General features: G+C 66.8%; 16 protein-coding genes. 9 read left to right on the forward strand and 7 right to left on the reverse strand.

Features of this window, described 5'->3' with window-relative positions; all coding sequences use genetic code 11:
• Nucleotides 1-43 precede the first annotated feature (43 nt).
• The 4 genes from purM to SOM26_RS01925 are packed head-to-tail and all read left to right on the forward strand — an operon-like array spanning nt 44 to nt 2,625.
• On the forward strand, nt 44-1,177 hold the full coding sequence (gene purM, locus SOM26_RS01910; RefSeq protein ID WP_320451032.1) for a phosphoribosylformylglycinamidine cyclo-ligase: 1,134 nt from the start codon (nt 44-46) through the stop codon (nt 1,175-1,177).
• Complete coding sequence (gene purN, locus SOM26_RS01915) at nt 1,167-1,745, forward strand: phosphoribosylglycinamide formyltransferase (RefSeq protein WP_320451033.1); 579 nt, start codon at nt 1,167-1,169, stop codon at nt 1,743-1,745. Before purM ends, purN begins: the two co-directional genes overlap by 11 nt.
• On the forward strand, nt 1,742-2,029 hold the full coding sequence (locus tag SOM26_RS01920; protein ID WP_320451034.1) for an MmcQ/YjbR family DNA-binding protein: 288 nt from the start codon (nt 1,742-1,744) through the stop codon (nt 2,027-2,029). The genes purN and SOM26_RS01920 overlap by 4 nt, the downstream gene beginning before the upstream one ends.
• A complete protein-coding gene (locus SOM26_RS01925) occupies nt 2,026-2,625 on the forward strand; it encodes a hypothetical protein (protein ID WP_320451035.1) in 600 nt (199 codons plus the stop codon). The genes SOM26_RS01920 and SOM26_RS01925 overlap by 4 nt, the downstream gene beginning before the upstream one ends.
• 51 nt (nt 2,626-2,676) lie before the next feature.
• On the opposite strand, the gene SOM26_RS01930 is transcribed toward SOM26_RS01925, so the two are convergent.
• The 4 genes from SOM26_RS01930 to SOM26_RS01945 form a co-directional block, all read right to left on the reverse strand.
• Nucleotides 2,677-3,195 carry a GNAT family N-acetyltransferase gene (locus SOM26_RS01930; RefSeq protein ID WP_320451036.1) on the reverse strand — a complete coding sequence of 173 codons (519 nt, stop codon included), beginning with the start codon at nt 3,193-3,195 and terminating at the stop codon, nt 2,677-2,679.
• Nucleotides 3,195-3,617, reverse strand: a complete 423-nt coding sequence (ndk, locus tag SOM26_RS01935; RefSeq protein WP_320451272.1) for a nucleoside-diphosphate kinase — start codon at nt 3,615-3,617, stop codon at nt 3,195-3,197. The genes SOM26_RS01930 and ndk overlap by 1 nt, the downstream gene beginning before the upstream one ends.
• Nucleotides 3,618-3,735: 118 nt before the next feature.
• On the reverse strand, nt 3,736-4,176 hold the full coding sequence (locus SOM26_RS01940; RefSeq protein WP_320451037.1) for a DNA polymerase III subunit chi: 441 nt from the start codon (nt 4,174-4,176) through the stop codon (nt 3,736-3,738).
• 20 nt (nt 4,177-4,196) lie between these two features.
• Nucleotides 4,197-5,663, reverse strand: coding sequence for a leucyl aminopeptidase (locus SOM26_RS01945; protein ID WP_320451038.1), 1,467 nt, complete (start codon nt 5,661-5,663; stop codon nt 4,197-4,199).
• A 180-nt stretch (nt 5,664-5,843) separates the two neighbouring features.
• Between SOM26_RS01945 and SOM26_RS01950 the strand changes: the two genes are divergently transcribed.
• From SOM26_RS01950 to rsmA, 4 genes are all read left to right on the forward strand, one after another.
• Nucleotides 5,844-8,072: an LPS-assembly protein LptD gene (locus SOM26_RS01950; RefSeq protein WP_320451039.1), complete on the forward strand. Its 2,229-nt coding sequence runs from the start codon at nt 5,844-5,846 to the stop codon at nt 8,070-8,072.
• 130 nt (nt 8,073-8,202) lie between these two features.
• The gene (locus tag SOM26_RS01955; protein WP_320451273.1) at nt 8,203-9,513 is read left to right on the forward strand and encodes a peptidylprolyl isomerase; all 1,311 of its coding nucleotides are present in this window, start codon (nt 8,203-8,205) and stop codon (nt 9,511-9,513) included.
• A 13-nt stretch (nt 9,514-9,526) separates the two neighbouring features.
• On the forward strand, nt 9,527-10,522 hold the full coding sequence (gene pdxA / locus SOM26_RS01960; RefSeq protein WP_320451040.1) for a 4-hydroxythreonine-4-phosphate dehydrogenase PdxA: 996 nt from the start codon (nt 9,527-9,529) through the stop codon (nt 10,520-10,522).
• 2 nt (nt 10,523-10,524) lie between these two features.
• On the forward strand, nt 10,525-11,349 hold the full coding sequence (gene rsmA, locus SOM26_RS01965; protein ID WP_320451041.1) for a 16S rRNA (adenine(1518)-N(6)/adenine(1519)-N(6))-dimethyltransferase RsmA: 825 nt from the start codon (nt 10,525-10,527) through the stop codon (nt 11,347-11,349).
• A 99-nt stretch (nt 11,350-11,448) separates the two neighbouring features.
• Here the strand turns inward: rsmA and SOM26_RS01970 are convergent, their stop codons facing one another.
• From SOM26_RS01970 to guaB, 3 genes are read right to left on the reverse strand one after another with little or no spacing between them, the layout of a single operon-like run.
• Complete coding sequence (locus SOM26_RS01970; protein WP_320451042.1) at nt 11,449-11,952, reverse strand: tetratricopeptide repeat protein; 504 nt, start codon at nt 11,950-11,952, stop codon at nt 11,449-11,451.
• Between the two features lie 32 nt (nt 11,953-11,984).
• Complete coding sequence (locus SOM26_RS01975; RefSeq protein WP_320451043.1) at nt 11,985-13,172, reverse strand: RsmB/NOP family class I SAM-dependent RNA methyltransferase; 1,188 nt, start codon at nt 13,170-13,172, stop codon at nt 11,985-11,987.
• A gap of 18 nt (nt 13,173-13,190) precedes the next feature.
• Nucleotides 13,191-14,648 (reverse strand): IMP dehydrogenase, encoded by a 1,458-nt coding sequence (gene guaB, locus SOM26_RS01980; RefSeq protein ID WP_320451044.1) that lies wholly within the window; start codon nt 14,646-14,648, stop codon nt 13,191-13,193.
• 126 nt (nt 14,649-14,774) lie between these two features.
• Between guaB and SOM26_RS01985 the strand changes: the two genes are divergently transcribed.
• Nucleotides 14,775-15,749, forward strand: coding sequence for an SPFH domain-containing protein (locus SOM26_RS01985; RefSeq protein ID WP_320451045.1), 975 nt, complete (start codon nt 14,775-14,777; stop codon nt 15,747-15,749).
• Nucleotides 15,750-15,751 lie beyond the last annotated feature (2 nt).

Below are 15,751 nucleotides of genomic sequence, written 5' to 3' on the forward strand. Positions count from 1 at the left end.
ACCAGACGTGGAAATCCAAGCGCGATGTCGCTAACCGGCAAACATGACCGACAACAGCACGCCGTCTTCCACCCCGTCGTCCGCCGAAACGGGCGCATCCTACACCTATGCCGATGCTGGCGTTTCGATCGCCGCGGGCAACGCGCTGGTCCGCGCGATCGGCCCGCTCGCCAAGGCGACGCGGCGACCCGGAGCCGATGCCGACCTGGGCGGCTTTGGTGGCTTCTTCGACCTCAAGGCCGCCGGTTTCACCGACCCGCTGCTCGTCGCCGCCAATGACGGCGTCGGCACCAAGCTGAAGCTCGCGATCGAGCATGACCGCCATGACGGCGTCGGCATCGACCTGGTGGCCATGTGCGCCAACGACCTGATCGTGCAGGGCGCCGAGCCGCTGTTCTTCCTGGATTATTATGCGACCGCAAAGCTGGAGGGCGATGTCCCAGAGCGCGTGATCGCCTCGATCGCCGAAGGTTGCCGCATCGCGGGTTGCGCCTTGATCGGCGGCGAAACCGCCGAGATGCCGGGCATGTACGCGCCGGGCGATTACGACCTGGCGGGCTTCTGCGTCGGCGCGGTCGAGCGCGATCAGGTGCTGACCGGCGCCGCGATCGGCGAGGGTGACGTGATCCTGGGGCTCGCTTCCTCGGGCGTCCATTCCAACGGCTTCTCGCTCGTTCGCCGCCTGGCGGCGGACAAGGGCTGGAAGCTGGATCGGCCGGCATTGTTCGATCAGGATCAGTTGCTGATCGAGGCGCTGATGGCCCCGACTCGGATCTACGTCCGCTCGCTGCTCCCCTCGATCAAGGCGGGGGCGATCAAGGGCCTGGCCCATATCACCGGCGGCGGCCTCCTGGAAAACATCCCGCGCGTGCTGCCCAAGGGCGCTCATGCGGTGGTCGATGCGGATGGCTGGGAACAGCCCCGCCTGATGGCCTTCCTCCAGGCGCAGGGTGGCATCGAGCCCGAGGAAATGGCGCGCACCTTCAACTGCGGCATCGGCATGGCGGTGATCGTCGCGGCCGACCAGGCCGAAGCGCTGGCCGACACACTGCGCGCGGCAGGCGAGACGGTCGTGACCGTCGGCACGGTCCAGGCAGGCGAGCGCGGCTGCACCGTCAGGGGCTCGGCGGGCACCTGGAGCGCAAAGGCGGACTGGACCGCGACCCATGTCGGCTGACCAGCCGGTCAAGGTCGGAATCCTCATCTCCGGCCGGGGGTCGAACATGCAGTCGCTGGTCGCCGCCTCTAAGCAGTCGGACGCGGCCTATCGCGTGGCGCTGGTCGCCTCCGACAAGCCCGAGGCGGCCGGGCTGGCCTGGGCGCGGGAGCAGGGCATCGCAACCTTCGCCCTGTCGCCCAAGGGCATCGGCAAACCCGCCTATGAGGCCGCGATCGACCAGGCGCTGCGTGACGCGGGCGTCGAGGTCGTGGCTCTGGCGGGCTACATGCGTCTGTTGTCGGGCGATTTCGTCGCGCGGTGGCAGGGGCGTATCCTGAACATCCACCCCTCGCTGCTGCCGCTCTACAAAGGCCTCGACACCCATGAGCGGGCCATTGCGGCGGGCGATGCGACGGCTGGCTGTTCGGTCCATGTCGTGACCGAGGAACTGGATGACGGCGAAGTCCTGGGCCAGGCCGAAGTTCCGATCCTGTCCGGCGACGATGCGGCGGCACTTGCGGCTCGCGTGCTCGTTGAAGAGCACCGACTTTACCCGCAAATACTCACGGAGTTCGTGCGCCGATGACCGATTTCCTGACCCGCATACGCGACATCGCCATGCTGCTGCCGGGCGTGGCCGAGGATCAGCATGACGGCGAAACCCGCTTCCTGGTCGAAGGCGAACCCTTTGTCCGCGTGACCGAAGGCGCATCGAGCGTGCATCTTTGTATCGCGGATGAAGGCACCGAGCCGCACTGGCGTGATTTCACGCTGACGGCCGAGAGCGACTGGCCCCTTGTCGAGGATCGTATTGCGCGCAGTTGGGAATTGACCGCACCGACCGAGTTGCTGGAGGCGGGCGGCCGATGAGTGGACCGGCTGGCGACGATCCGGCCGATCGGGCCAAATCCCGGCGGCGCCTGCTGACGCTGGCCGAATTCGTGGCGGTGGCCGGGCTGCTCGTTGCCGCCCTGACCCTGTATCTGAACTGGTCGCAGCGGCGCAGTGATGCCGCCGACCGGGCATCCGCCGCCAGTGCGCAACGCAACGAGCGCGCCCGTCTGGACTTGGCCGCCACGGTCGAGAGCGACGGACGTCGGCTGGCGCTGCGCGACCCGAACCATGACCTGCAGGATGTCACGATCGACTTTCCCGCCAAGTCTGGTATCGCGCGCCAGACGCCGGTCGGCGATCCGGTGATCGAGGCGGAGCCCATCGCCGGTCCGATGCTGGCGCTGACCGACGGCCAGGCGGATACCAAGGAAGGGCGCCTGCCGGTGTTGATCACCACCCGCTATTGGGACGGCGATACGGCGCGGACGGTAACCGGGTTGTACGACGTGATCTGGAGCACCCACGGCCGTCTGCTGCGTGGCCGGACATTGCGGCTGGAAGGGCTGCGACTGACGGACCGCGTCGGAACCAAAGCCAAGCTCGACGCCGCCTGGGCGCGCAAGCGGGGCTAGTCCGGCGCACCGGACCATCACAACCCTGCCCCCAACCTCCGCCGGGAGCGCCTAAAGCGTTCGGGCGTAGATCACGTCGTTGTAGATTGCACCGCCGACCCGGAACCGTCGCGTTCCCGCCAGCGTGAAGCCCTGGCGTTCGTAAAAGGCGCGGGCGTGGATGTTGATGCCCAGCACTCCGAGCAGCATCCGGCGTTTGCCCATCGCGCGTGCGTCATCGATGGCCCGTGCCATCAGCTGGCGACCAAGGCCCGTGCCACGCGTCAGCGACAGGGCATAGATCCGGCGCAACTCGATATCGCGCGCATCGGTCTCGACGGGGAGGTCCGGTGGGACCAGCAGGGTATAGCCGATGGGTGCAGCGCCATCGGGATGCTCGGCCAGGGTGGCGACGCAGGACATATCCGCGATCCAGCCATCGAACTTGGCGGGTGAGCTATTCGTGGTGCAATGGTGCACCATGTCGGGACCCGAGATGATCCCGGCAAACGTCTCGAGGAAGGTGGCGGCTGCGACGAGCGACAGCGCGGGCGCATCACCCGGTCCCGCCTGTCGCAGCCGCCATTCCATCAGCCGACGATTTCTTCCGGCTTGAAGAAGTACGCGATCTCGATCTCGGCATTCTCGTCCGAGTCCGAACCGTGGACGCTGTTGGCTTCGATCGACTCGGCCAGCTCCTTGCGGATGGTGCCCGGTTCGGCGTTCGCCGGGTTGGTCGCGCCCATGATGTCACGGTTGCGCTGCATGGCGTTCTCGCCCTCGAGCACCTGCACGACGACCGGACCCGAGATCATGAACTCGACCAGATCGTTGAAGAAGGGACGCTCCTTGTGGACCGCATAGAAGCCCTCGGCCTGTTCGCGGGTCATCTGGATACGCTTCGAGGCGACGACGCGCAGGCCGGCTTCCTCCAGCATCTTGGTGACGGCACCGGTCAGGTTGCGGCGGGTCGCGTCGGGCTTGATGATCGAAAAGGTACGGTTCGCGGCCATGATGGTCACGCAGCTCCTGAATAAAGGTGTTGGCTGGAAGTGGCGTCGCCCTAGTCGGGGCGGCAGGGCAATGCAACGCCTTATGGTGATCGCACGATCATCTCCGGCGCTGGGATGATTAGGCTGCCTGTTCCCAGCGGCCCTGATCGTTCTGCTTCCAGTAACGGCGCTCGATACCCTCACGGTCCGCCAAGGCACGCCAGGCCGTCCGGGCTTCCCCGATACGGTCGCCGTCGAAGAAATGAAACGCCCGGTCGAAGCTTAGCGCTTCGTCGCGCCATATGCCGTCGGCAAGCGCGACATGACGCGCACCATTGGTCGGCTGGACCTCGCCCGCGATCAGCACCGGCTGGACCGTGTCGTCGCCTTCCCCCGCCTGGGCATGGGGCAGGAAGCCATCCGCCGGGATCATCCACAACTGACGATCGAGCGCCGCGCGCTGTTCGGCATCCCCGCTGACGATCAGCAGGCGCCCGCCTCCCGTCACCACCCGATCGGCGATGACGGGCAGCAGCCGGTCGAGCGGCGCGAGCGTCAGATGATAGAAATCGACCTGCATCGCGCCGCCCTTCCCTGCCTTTACGCCTCGAACCGGTCCGCGACGAACTGGTCGAGCAGACGCACGCCATATCCGGTCGCGCCCTTGTCATGGTTGACGCCCGGCTTGTCCGACCAGACCATGCCCGCAATGTCGAGATGCGCCCAGGCAACGCCCTCGTTGATGTAGCGCTTCAGGAACTGCGCCGCGGTGATCGAACCGGCACCCCGCGGGCCGACATTCTTCATGTCGGCGATCTGGCTGTCGATCAGCTTGTCATAGGCATCCGACAGCGGGAAGCGCCAGAGCTTCTCGTCGGTCGCCTTGCTCGCCGCCAGCAACGCATCGGCAAGCGAATCGTCATTGGCGAACAAACCGCCATACTCATGCCCCATGCTGATGATCATAGCACCGGTCAGGGTGGCAAGGTCGACGATGGTCGAGGGCGAATGAGTCTTCTGGACCCAGGTCAGCGCGTCGCACAGGACCAGGCGGCCTTCGGCGTCGGTGTTGATGACCTCGATCGTCTGACCCGACATCGAAGTGACGACGTCACCGGGGCGCTGCGCATTGCCGTCGGGCATGTTCTCGACCAGGCCCATGACGCCGACGACATTGGCCTTGGCCTTGCGCGCCGCGATCGCCTTCATCGCGCCCGCGACCGCACCGGCGCCGCCCATGTCCCACTTCATGTCTTCCATGCCGGCAGCGGGCTTGATCGAGATGCCGCCGGTGTCGAAGGTCACGCCCTTGCCGACCAGCGCCACCGTCTCGGCATCCGCCGCGCCACCGTTCCACTTCAGGACGAGAAGGCGACCCTCGCGCACCGAGCCCTGGCTGACGCCCAGCAGCGCCCCCATGCCCAGGTCGCGCATCTGCGCCTCGTCCAGCACGGTCACTTCCAGGCCGAGACCCTCGACGTCGTTGAGTACACGCTCGACGAATGTTTCCGGGTACAGCTTGTTCGGCGGCTCCGAGACGAGCGTGCGAGTCAGCTCGAGCCCGCCATTGACCGCATGGACACGTGCAAAAGCCGCTTCCGCGTCCGCACCGGCGTTGACGATGGCGATCCGGGTCAGGGTCGGCTTGGACGTCTCGGGCAGCTTGGTGCGGTACACGTCATAGCGCCAGCCACGCTGGACCGCTGCACCAGCAAAGCTGGCCACTGCCCCGGCGGCGGGCTGGGTCGAAAGGCCGCTCAGGTCGACCGATGCCGACGAAGCCGTGGTCAGCAGCTTTGCGGTCAGTGCGCCCCCCGCCTTGCGCCAATCGGCCTCCTTGCCTTCGCCGACGCCGAGCAGCAGCACGCGCCGTGCCGCGCCACTGACCGTGGTGAACAGCTCGACGACCGAGCCCGCCTCCCCCTTGAAGCGTGCGGCGTCGACCGCCGCCTTGGCGAGCGCGGCCGCACCCTCTCCTTCGATCCGGCCAGTATCGACCGCATCCTTCGTGAAGGGAAGGACGAGCACGTCACCGGCATCGACGGTGGAGGTAAAGGCGATCTGCATGGAAACCCTCTGCTGAACTGGTAACAGTTGCTATCATCTAGGCTCTTGGACCGTGGTGGCAAGCGCGCGATTGCAGCAAGCCGCCGGTGATGCGATAGGCGGGCGCTTCACGGCGTCGCCCTGGCGGGGGGAGGCTTTCATCGTGTCGGCAAGGACGGACCGGATATCATCGTGCGAAGAATGACGCTTCTGACCGGCAGCGCCCTGCCCTTCGCCCTCCTGATGGCGATGCCTGCCACCGCACAGGATCTCCAGGATCGCCCCGTCGCGCCGCCCCCCAGCGAGGGCCCCGCGCCGGAAAATCCCGACCAAGTGCGCTTCAGCGCCGATCAGCTGGAATATGACATCAACGCCGATGTCGTGACCGCGACCGGCGAGGTGCGGATGCTGCGACAGGGCGAACGGTTGCGCGCCGACAAGGTCACCTGGAGCCGCAAGACGGGCAAGGTGCTGGCGACCGGCAATATCGCCGTCACCAATCCCCAGGGCGACATCGCTTACGGCGATCAGATCGAGCTGACCGATTCGCTGAAGGACGGCGTGGTCGACAACATGCTCGTCGTGCTGGAACAGGGCGGCCGCTTGGCCGCCGTGCGCGGTACGCGCCAGCCGGACGGCACGGTCAATCTGGAGCGCGCCGCCTATACCCCTTGCGCGGTCGAGACGTCGGAGGGCTGCCCCAAGGAGCCGTCCTGGAAGATTACCGCCGTCCGCGTCACCTATCGCCCGGACCGCGAGCGCGTGTACTTTAACGGCGCTAAGCTGAACCTGTTCGGCCTGCCCACCATTCCGCTGCCGCGCCTGTCCGCGCCGGTGGGCTCGGGCGGCGACAGCGGTTTTCTGACCCCCGATATCCGCCTGGACCGTGTGAACGGGGTGGAGATCGCCGCGCCCTATTACTGGCGGCTTGCCCCGAACAAGGGCCTGACCGTCACGCCGCACATCTTCACCGCGGTCCTGCCGATGATGGAGGCGCAATATGAGGCGCTGACCACCAAGGGGGCGTTTCGCGTCACCGGCTATGGCACGGTCAGCCGTCGCAGCGACGACCTGAACACGCTGAACCCGACCGATACCAGCCAGGCCTTTCGAGGCTATCTGGATGCCGTGGGCCGCTATCAGTTCTCGCCGGAATGGAGCCTGTCTGGCTCGATGCGGATCACCACCGACCGCACCTTCCTGCGCCGCTACGACATTTCGCGCGACGACCGGCTGCGCACCACGGCCAGCCTGGAGCATATCGACGCCGACAGCTACTTCGCGCTGACCGGCTGGTATGTCGAAACGCTGCGCGTGAACGACCCCCAGGGCCAGCAGCCGATCGCGCTGCCTGAACTCGACTATCGCCGTCGGTTCAACGACCCCTGGCTAGGCGGCAAGTTCGAGTTGCAGCTCAATACGCTCGCGATCAGCCGCACGGCCGGACAGGATACGCAACGCGCCTTTGCCAGCATGCGCTGGGACCTGCGCCGCCTGACGAACTGGGGCCAGGAGGTGACCTTCACCGCCTATGGCCGTGCCGATGCCTATAATTCCAACAACATCGTCAGCACGCCGCTCGTCTATCAGGGGCTTGCCGGGTTCCAGGGGCGCGGGATCGGGGCACTGGCGGTCGACGTCAAATGGCCGTTCGTCGGCGAGCTATGGGGCGGCAGCCAGCGCTTCACCCCGCGCGTCCAGATCGTCGCCAGTCCCAAGATCAAGAATATCGACATCCCCAACGAGGACGCCCGCTCGGTCGACCTGGAAGACTCCAACCTCTTCGCACTGAACCGCTTCCCCGGTTACGACCGGTTCGAGGATTCGACGCGCATCACGTACGGCGCGCAATGGGCGCTGACCCTGCCGGGCTTCACCTTCGACACCCTGGTCGGACAGAGCTTTCGCCTGAACGACCGCACGACCATCCTGTATCCCGGCACCGGCCTGTCCGATCGCTGGTCCGATATCGTCGGCCGGACGGAGGTGCGGTTCCGCGACTTCGTGTCGCTGACCCACCGTTTCCGCCTGGACAAGGACAGCTTCGCGGTCCGCCGGAACGAGATCGACGCGACGGTCGGGTCGCGCACCACCTATGCGCAGATCGGTTACCTTCGCCTGAAGCGGAACATCTTTACCTCGATCGAGGATCTGCAGGATCGCGAGGAGGTCCGTCTGGCGGGCCGGGTGCAGTTCGCCCGCTTCTGGTCGGCCTTCGGATCGACGGTCATCGATCTGACCGACCGGTCGGAGGATGCGCTGTCGCTGTCCAACGGTTTCGATCCGATTCGCCATCGGCTTGGCGTGCAATATGAGGACGACTGCCTGCGGCTGGGCTTCACCTGGCGGCGCGACTATGTGCAGACGGGCGACGCCCGCGCGGGCAACAGCTTCCTGTTGACGCTGGCGTTCACCAATCTCGGTCGCTAAGCCGGTATTCAGCATGGTCGACCCATATTGCGAAGATTACGCGTCCCGTTCAGGCGCGATAAGGATCACAGACACGGTGAAGCACGACATTCGTACCAAGGGCCGCCGCTTCCGCGCTGGCGCAACGTTGATGCTGGTCGCGGTGGCGACGGGCGCGCTGGCGCAGACCGTCCCGGACCAGAGCGTGCCCGACACGGGTGGCCTCAACATTCCGAGCAACATGCAGCTGTTCGGCAAGCTGGACCCCAATGTCCGCAAGCCGACCGCCATCGTCAACGAAACGGTGCTGACCCAGACCGATATCGACCAGCGCATGGCGCTGGCCATGGCGCTGAACAACGCGACGAACCTGTCGCCCGAGGATCGCGACCGGCTGCGCATGCAGATCCTGCGTCAGTTGATCGACGAGACGTTGCAGATCCAGGAGGCCAAAACCGCCGAGATCGCCGTCACCCCCGACGAGATCAACCAGGCCTATGCCCGCTTCTCCAAGCAGTTCGGCAAGTCGCCTGCCGAGATGAACACCTTCCTGCGTCAGGTCGGGTCGTCGGACAAGTCGATGCGCCGCCAGATCGAGGGCGAGCTGGCCTGGAGCCGCTATCTGCGCAAGCGGGTCGAGCCTTACGTCAATGTCGGCGACGAAGAGGTGTCGGCCATCCGTGCCCGCCTGGAGGCGGCCAAGGGCACCGAGGAATACAACCTCAAGGAAATCTTCCTGTCGGCCAACGAGGCGACGCAGCAGCAGGTCTTTGCCAATGCGCGTCAGATCATCGCCGAAATCCAGAAGGGCCAGCAGCCGTTCGAATATTTCGCGCGCAGCTTCTCCGAAGCCTCGACTCGCGCGGTAAACGGCGACCTGGGCTGGGTCCGCTCGGCCCAGTTGCCGCCCGAATTGCAGGCGGCGGTTCAGCAGATGCAGGTCGGCCAGGTGGCCGGGCCGATCCAGATTCCGGGCGGCTTCTCGATCCTCTATCTGACCGACAAGCGCCAGGTGCTGACCGCCGATCCGCGCGATTCCCGCCTGTCCCTCAAGCAGCTGACCGTCAAGTTCCCGGCCGGCACCACCCAGGCGCAGGCCAGCGCGCGTGCCGCCGAATTCGCCAAGCAGACCCAGGCGATCCGCGGCTGCGGAGACGTGCAGCGCGTGGCAACCGCATTGAAGGCCGAAGTGGTCGACAATGATCAGGTGACGATCCGCCAGCTGCCGGCACCGCTCCAGGAAATCCTGCTGAAGCTCCAGATCGGCCAGGCGACGCCGCCTTTCGGCTCTCCCGAACAGGGCGTGCGCTCACTGGTCCTGTGCGACCGCGAGGAGCCGCGCTCGGGCAATCTGCCGACCAACGACCAGATTCAGAACCAGGTCGAGCAGCAGCGCGTCAACCTGCGCGCGAACCAGAAAATGCGTGACCTTCGCCGCGATGCGGTGATCGAATATCGTTGATGGGAGCAAAGCGATGATCCGGCCGCTGGCGATCTCGATGGGTGATCCGGCCGGGATCGGTCCCGAGATCATCGCCAAGGCCTGGGCCGCGCGCCACGAAGCGGGGCTGCCCCCTTTCGTGGCGGTCGGGGACGCCCGGGCGATCGAGCGCGTGTGGACGGGCCCGGTCATCCGGGTGTCGGACATGGCCAGCGCCGTCGCAGCCTTCGACGAGGCGCTGCCGATCCTGTCGGTCGATGACGGTGGCGAAATCCGCCCCGGCCGGCCCGATGTCGAGGGGGCACGCTGCGCGCTCCACGCGCTCGAACTCGCGGTTGGCCTCGTTCGCTCGGACGCGGCCGGTGCATTGGTCACGGGCCCGGTCAGCAAGGCGCAGCTCTACGACATCGGCTTCATTCATCCCGGCCAGACCGAATTCGTCGCCGAACGCTGCGGCGTGGCGGGGGCCAATGCCGTCATGATGCTGGCGGGACCGACCCTGCGTGTCGTGCCGATCACCACCCATGTCCCGCTGGCGGCGGTGTCCGACCTGCTGTCGATCGAGTTGATCGTCGCCAAGGGGCGGGCAACGGCGCGTGGGCTGTGCAAGAATTTCGGCATCACGGCACCGCGCCTCGCTTTCGCGGGGCTGAACCCCCATGCGGGCGAAAGTGGCGCGATCGGGCGGGAAGAAATCGAACTGATCGAACCCGCCATCGCGCAGCTTCGCGCCGAAGGTATCGATGCGACCGGCCCGTTCGCGGCCGACACGCTGTTCCATCCGCGCGCACGTGCCGCCTATGACGCCGCGCTTTGTTGCTATCACGACCAGGCGCTGGTGCCGATCAAGACGCTGCATTTCGACGAGGGGGTCAATATCACGCTGGGCCTGCCGATCGTCCGGACATCGCCCGATCACGGCACAGCCTTCGGTATCGCCGGTCAGGATCGCGCACATCCCGGCGCGATGATCGCGGCCATCGCGATGGCCGGAGAAGCGGCGCGTCGACGTGCCGCGGCCGCCGCCTGAGCATGGACCCCGTCACACCCCTGCCCCCGCTGCGCGAGGTCATCGCTCGCCACGGTCTGTCCGCCGCCAAGTCGCTCGGCCAGAATTTCCTGTTCGATGGGCAGCTTCTGGCACGGATCGCCGCCATTCCCGGCGACCTGACCGACCAGGACGTGCTGGAGATCGGCCCCGGTCCCGGCGGCCTGACCCGCGCGCTCCTGATGGCGGGCGCGAAGGTCACCGCGATCGAGCGCGATCGGCGCTGCATTCCCGCGCTCGCCGAACTGGCCGAAGCATTTCCCGATCGCCTGAAGGTCATCGAGGGCGATGCCCTGCGCATCAATGCGCCCGAGCTGTTCGAGAGCAAGCCGCATATCGTCTCCAATCTGCCCTATAATGTGGGCACGCCATTGCTGGTGGGCTGGCTCTCGGGGGCGTGGCTGCCCTGGTGGCAGTCCTGCACGCTGATGTTCCAGAAGGAGGTCGCGGAGCGCATCGTCGCGGCGGCCGACCAGTCGGCTTATGGTCGTCTGGCCGTCCTGACCCAGTGGCGCAGCGATTCGCGGATCGCGATGCCGGTGCACCGCTCGGCCTTTACGCCCCCGCCCAAGGTCATGTCGGCGGTCGTTCATATCACGCCGAAGCCTGCGCCCGAGGGCGTCAGCTTCCGCACGCTGGAACGCCTGACGGCCGCTGCCTTCGGTCAGCGCCGCAAGATGCTGCGCCAAAGCCTGAAGCCGGTCGCTGGCGCGGTCGAGGCGCTGGAGTCGATCGGCATTGATCCCGCGCGTCGCGCCGAGACGCTCTCGGTGGACGAATTCGTCGCACTGGCCCGCGCCTTGGGCTGATCACCCCTCCCGTTCGCGGGTAGGATGATCATGCCCAGCATGGTGGAGGGGACTGACCGCAACAGGCCGTCGCGTGTGGAATTTCCCTCCGTCAGGCCTTTACGGCGTCGGCGGGGTCTTGCTGTCGACCTGCGCGGTCGTCACGTTGGCGGGCGGACCCTTGGCGATCTGCGCCGAAAGCGCCGTCGCGTCGGCGCAGTCGGCCTTGCACAGCGTCTTGATCTTGGCGAGGTTGTCCTTCGCCCGTGCGACGGCACCGCGCTGGACCAGCGCTTCACCCTGACCACGCAAGGCGCGCGTGTCGTTGGGATCGAGCAGCAGGGCTTCGCGGTAGAGCCGGATCGCCTTGCCCGGCAGGCCGCGCGCATCGGCCACCTCGGCCAGCAGGACGAACGCAGCGCGATTGCGCGGGTCGACCGTCACTGCCGTTTCCAGAATGTCGGTCGCACCTTCCAGATTGCCCGCCGCTTTGAGGTTGCGGCCCTGCTCCAAGAGCTGGAGCGAGCGGGCGTCGATCTGGTTGTCCGGACGCTGGCCGCTGAGTGACGTGGAAAGCGAAACCACCGCCAACGCGGCGGCAGCAGCCAGGGACGACAAACGCATGAGGAACTCCGAACGTGGCACTGAGGCAGACGCTAGCATGGCGCCCGAAGGCAGGCGACAAAAAAGCCGTCGGTGCCATGGGTCGCCGGGTCCAGCCGGTGGCCCAGGCCGTGCGCCGTGCCGATTGCGGGTCGTACCGGCTCCACCGTCCAGCCGGAATGCCGGGTCAGGAACGCCCCGACCTGATCGGTCCCTTCGGCATCAAGCAGCGAACATACGATATAGACCAGGCGACCGCCCGGCTTCACCAGCCCTGCCCCCATCTCCAGAACGTGATTTTGCATCGCCTGAAGCCGCGTCAGCCGCTCCGGGGTGAGGCGCCAGCGCGCCTCGGGATTGCGTCGCCAGGTCCCGGTGCCCGAGCAGGGCGCATCGATCAGGACGCCGTCCGCCTTGCCCGCCCAGTCGGCCAGCATCTCGACCTCGTGGCCCGGATTGAGCAACCGGCTTTCGATGATCGTCGCCCCGGCCCGTTCGGCGCGTGGCGGCAGCCGTTGCAGACGCGCGCGGTCGATATCGCAGGCGAGCAGAGTGCCCTGATTGGCCATTGCCGCCGCGATCTGGAGCGTCTTGCCCCCGGCCCCGGCGCACAGGTCGACCAGCCACTCGCCCGGCCTGGCCGCGAGTGCCGCACCGACCAACTGACTGCCCTCGTCCTGCACTTCGATCAGGCCGGCGCGGTACAGGTCGGATTGTTCGACCGCCGTGCCACTGGCCAGGCGCAGGCCGAGCGGCGCAGTGGCGGTCGGTTGCGCCTCGGGCCATTGCTCCAGCACCGCCTCACGCGTGCTGGCCAGACTGTTGACCCGGACGTCGAGCGGTGCACGGTCGATCAGTGCCGCCTGCTGACGCGCTTCGAGCCCCGATGCGGTCAGCGCCTCGACCAGCCAGGCCGGGGCAATGCCGCCCTCCGCGCGCGGTTCGTCGGCGGAGATCGCCGCCGGGCCATGCCCCGCCCCGTCAAAAGTCTCCGCCACCGCCGGATCGCGATCGGCCAGTGCGACCATCGCGGCCCGTCCGGAGACGGGGGCGGGCCCCGCCTGGCGAATCGCGGCATAGACGAGTTCGCGGACCGCTCGCCGATCCTTGGACCCGGCGTAGCGACGCGTGGCGAAGTAGCGCGCGATCAACGTGTCCGCCGCCGCGCCGCCACTGACGGCCGCCGCGACGATCTCGTCCAGCAACTCGATCGCCGCCTGGGTACGGGCGCCTGGGGTCATGCGATGCGCTCCGTGAGCTTAGCGGGTAGGGTAATTGGGTGCTTCCCGCGTGATCGTCACGTCATGGACGTGGCTTTCCTTCAGCCCCGCGCCGGTGATCTGGACGAACTGGGCGCGCTCGCGCAGCGCTTCCAGCGTGGCCGAGCCGGTATAGCCCATCGCCGCCTTCACACCGCCGACCAGCTGGTGGATGACGTCGCGCGCCGGGCCCTTATAGGCGACCTGGCCCTCGATACCCTCGGGCACCAGCTTCATCTGGTCCTTGATGTCGCCCTGGAAATAACGATCCGCCGAGCCCCGGCCCATCGCGCCGACCGAGCCCATGCCGCGATACGACTTGTAAGCACGACCCTGATACAGGAAGGTTTCGCCCGGTGCCTCCTCGGTGCCCGCCAGCAGCGAGCCGACCATGCACGCGCCAGCGCCTGCCGCCAGCGCCTTGGCAAGATCGCCCGAGGTGCGCAGGCCGCCATCGGCGATCACCGGCACGCCCGACTTCCAGCCTTCCTCGGCGCAGTCCATCACGGCGGTGAGCTGCGGCACGCCGACCCCCGCGACGACGCGCGTGGTGCAGATCGAGCCCGGCCCGATGCCGACCTTCACCGCATCCGCACCCGCATCGATCAGCGCACGGGTAGCGGCAGCCGTGGCGACGTTGCCGGCGATCACCTGCACCGTGTCGGACAGCTTCTTGGCCGCTTCCACGGCACGCGCGACGTCGCGGTTGTGGCCATGCGCGGTGTCGATGATGACACAGTCGACTTCGGCCTCGATCAGCGCACGGGTCCGTTCGAACCCCTTTTCGCCGACCGTCGAGGCAGCGGCGACACGCAGGCGGCCCGAGCCATCCTTGGTCGCCGAGGGATAGGTGACGGCCTTTTCGATGTCCTTGACCGTGATCAGCCCGACACAGCGATAGCTTTCGTCGACGACCAGCAGCTTTTCGATGCGACGGCCATGGAGCAGGCGACGCGCCTCGTCCTGGCCGACGCCGACCTTCACCGTCGCGAGATTTTCGTGCGTCATCAGTTCGGAAACCGGCTGCTGCGGGTTTTCGGCGAAGCGCACGTCGCGGTTGGTCAGGATGCCGACCAGGCGGCCGTCGAACTCGACGACGGGAATGCCGCTGATCCGGTGACGCGCCATCAGCGCCTGCGCCTCGGCGAGGGTCGCGGTCGGCGAGATGGTGATCGGGTTGACGACCATGCCGCTCTCGAACCGCTTGACCTGCCGCACGGCGGCGACCTGCTGCTCGACGGTCAGGTTGCGATGGAGCACGCCCATGCCGCCCAGCTGCGCCATGACGATCGCCATGTCGGCCTCCGTCACGGTGTCCATCGCCGCCGACAGGACGGGAATGTTCAGCGCGATCGAGCGGGTCAGTTGCGTACGCGTGTCTGCGGTGCTCGGCAGAACGTCGGACTCCTGGGGCACGAGGAGCACGTCGTCGAAGGTGAGGCCGAGGCGGATATCCATGGGGCTGCCAAATCCTGCGGAGGGAACAAGTGGCGGGCCATGTAACCAAAGCAAGCCGTTCCCGCTAGGCCCTTGCTGCATCACCATGCTAGAACCCGTCGCAGACAGATAGTGGAGGAGCCGTCCATGGGCCTGATCGTCGCCGCGCTCGCGGTGCTGCTGGTGCTGATGTACCTGATGATGTCGATCAAGATCGTCCGCCAGGGCTATCAGTACACGATCGAGCATTTCGGCCGCTACACCGCCACGGCCGCCCCCGGCTTCAACTTCTATCCCGCCTTTTTCTATCGCGTCGGCCGTCGGGTGAACATGATGGAGCAGGTGATCGATATCCCCGGTCAGGAGATCATCACCAAGGACAATGCGATGGTCTCCACCGACGGGGTCGTCTTCTTCCAGGTGCTCGACGCCCCCAAGGCGGCCTATGAGGTGTCCGACCTCTATGTCGCGCTGCTGAACCTGGTGACGACGAACCTGCGCACCGTGATGGGGGCGATGGATCTGGACGAGACCTTGTCCAAGCGCGACGAGATCAATGCGCGGCTGCTGAACGTCGTCGATCATGCCACGACGCCCTGGGGCGTGAAGATCACCCGCGTCGAAATCAAGGACATCCGCCCGCCGGTCGACATCGTCAACGCCATGGCCCGGCAGATGAAGGCCGAGCGTGAGAAGCGCGCCAACATTCTGGAGGCCGAGGGATCGCGCGCTTCCGAAATCCTGCGCGCCGAGGGACAGAAACAGGCCCGCATCCTGGAGGCGGAGGGCCGCCGCGAGTCGGCCTATCGCGACTCGGAAGCGCGCGAACGCGCCGCCGAGGCGGAGGCCAAGGCGACCCGCGTCGTGTCCGAAGCCATCGAGTCGGGCGGCACCCAGGCGATCAACTATTTCATCGCCCAGAAATATGTCGAAGCAGTGGGCAAGTTCGCCACCAGCCCGAATGCCAAGACGATCCTGTTCCCGGTCGAGGCGACGCAGCTGATCGGCACGCTGGGCGGCATCGGTGAACTGGCCAAGGAAGCCCTCGCCCCGCACAAGCCCGACGCGACCACGCCGCGCGTCACGACCAAGCCCGGGCCGTTCGACAAGCCCGTCTCGTGACC

The sequence above is a fragment of the Sphingomonas sp. CFBP8993 genome (assembly GCF_034044895.1).
In the GTDB taxonomy this organism is placed as follows: Bacteria; Pseudomonadota; Alphaproteobacteria; order Sphingomonadales; family Sphingomonadaceae; genus Sphingomonas.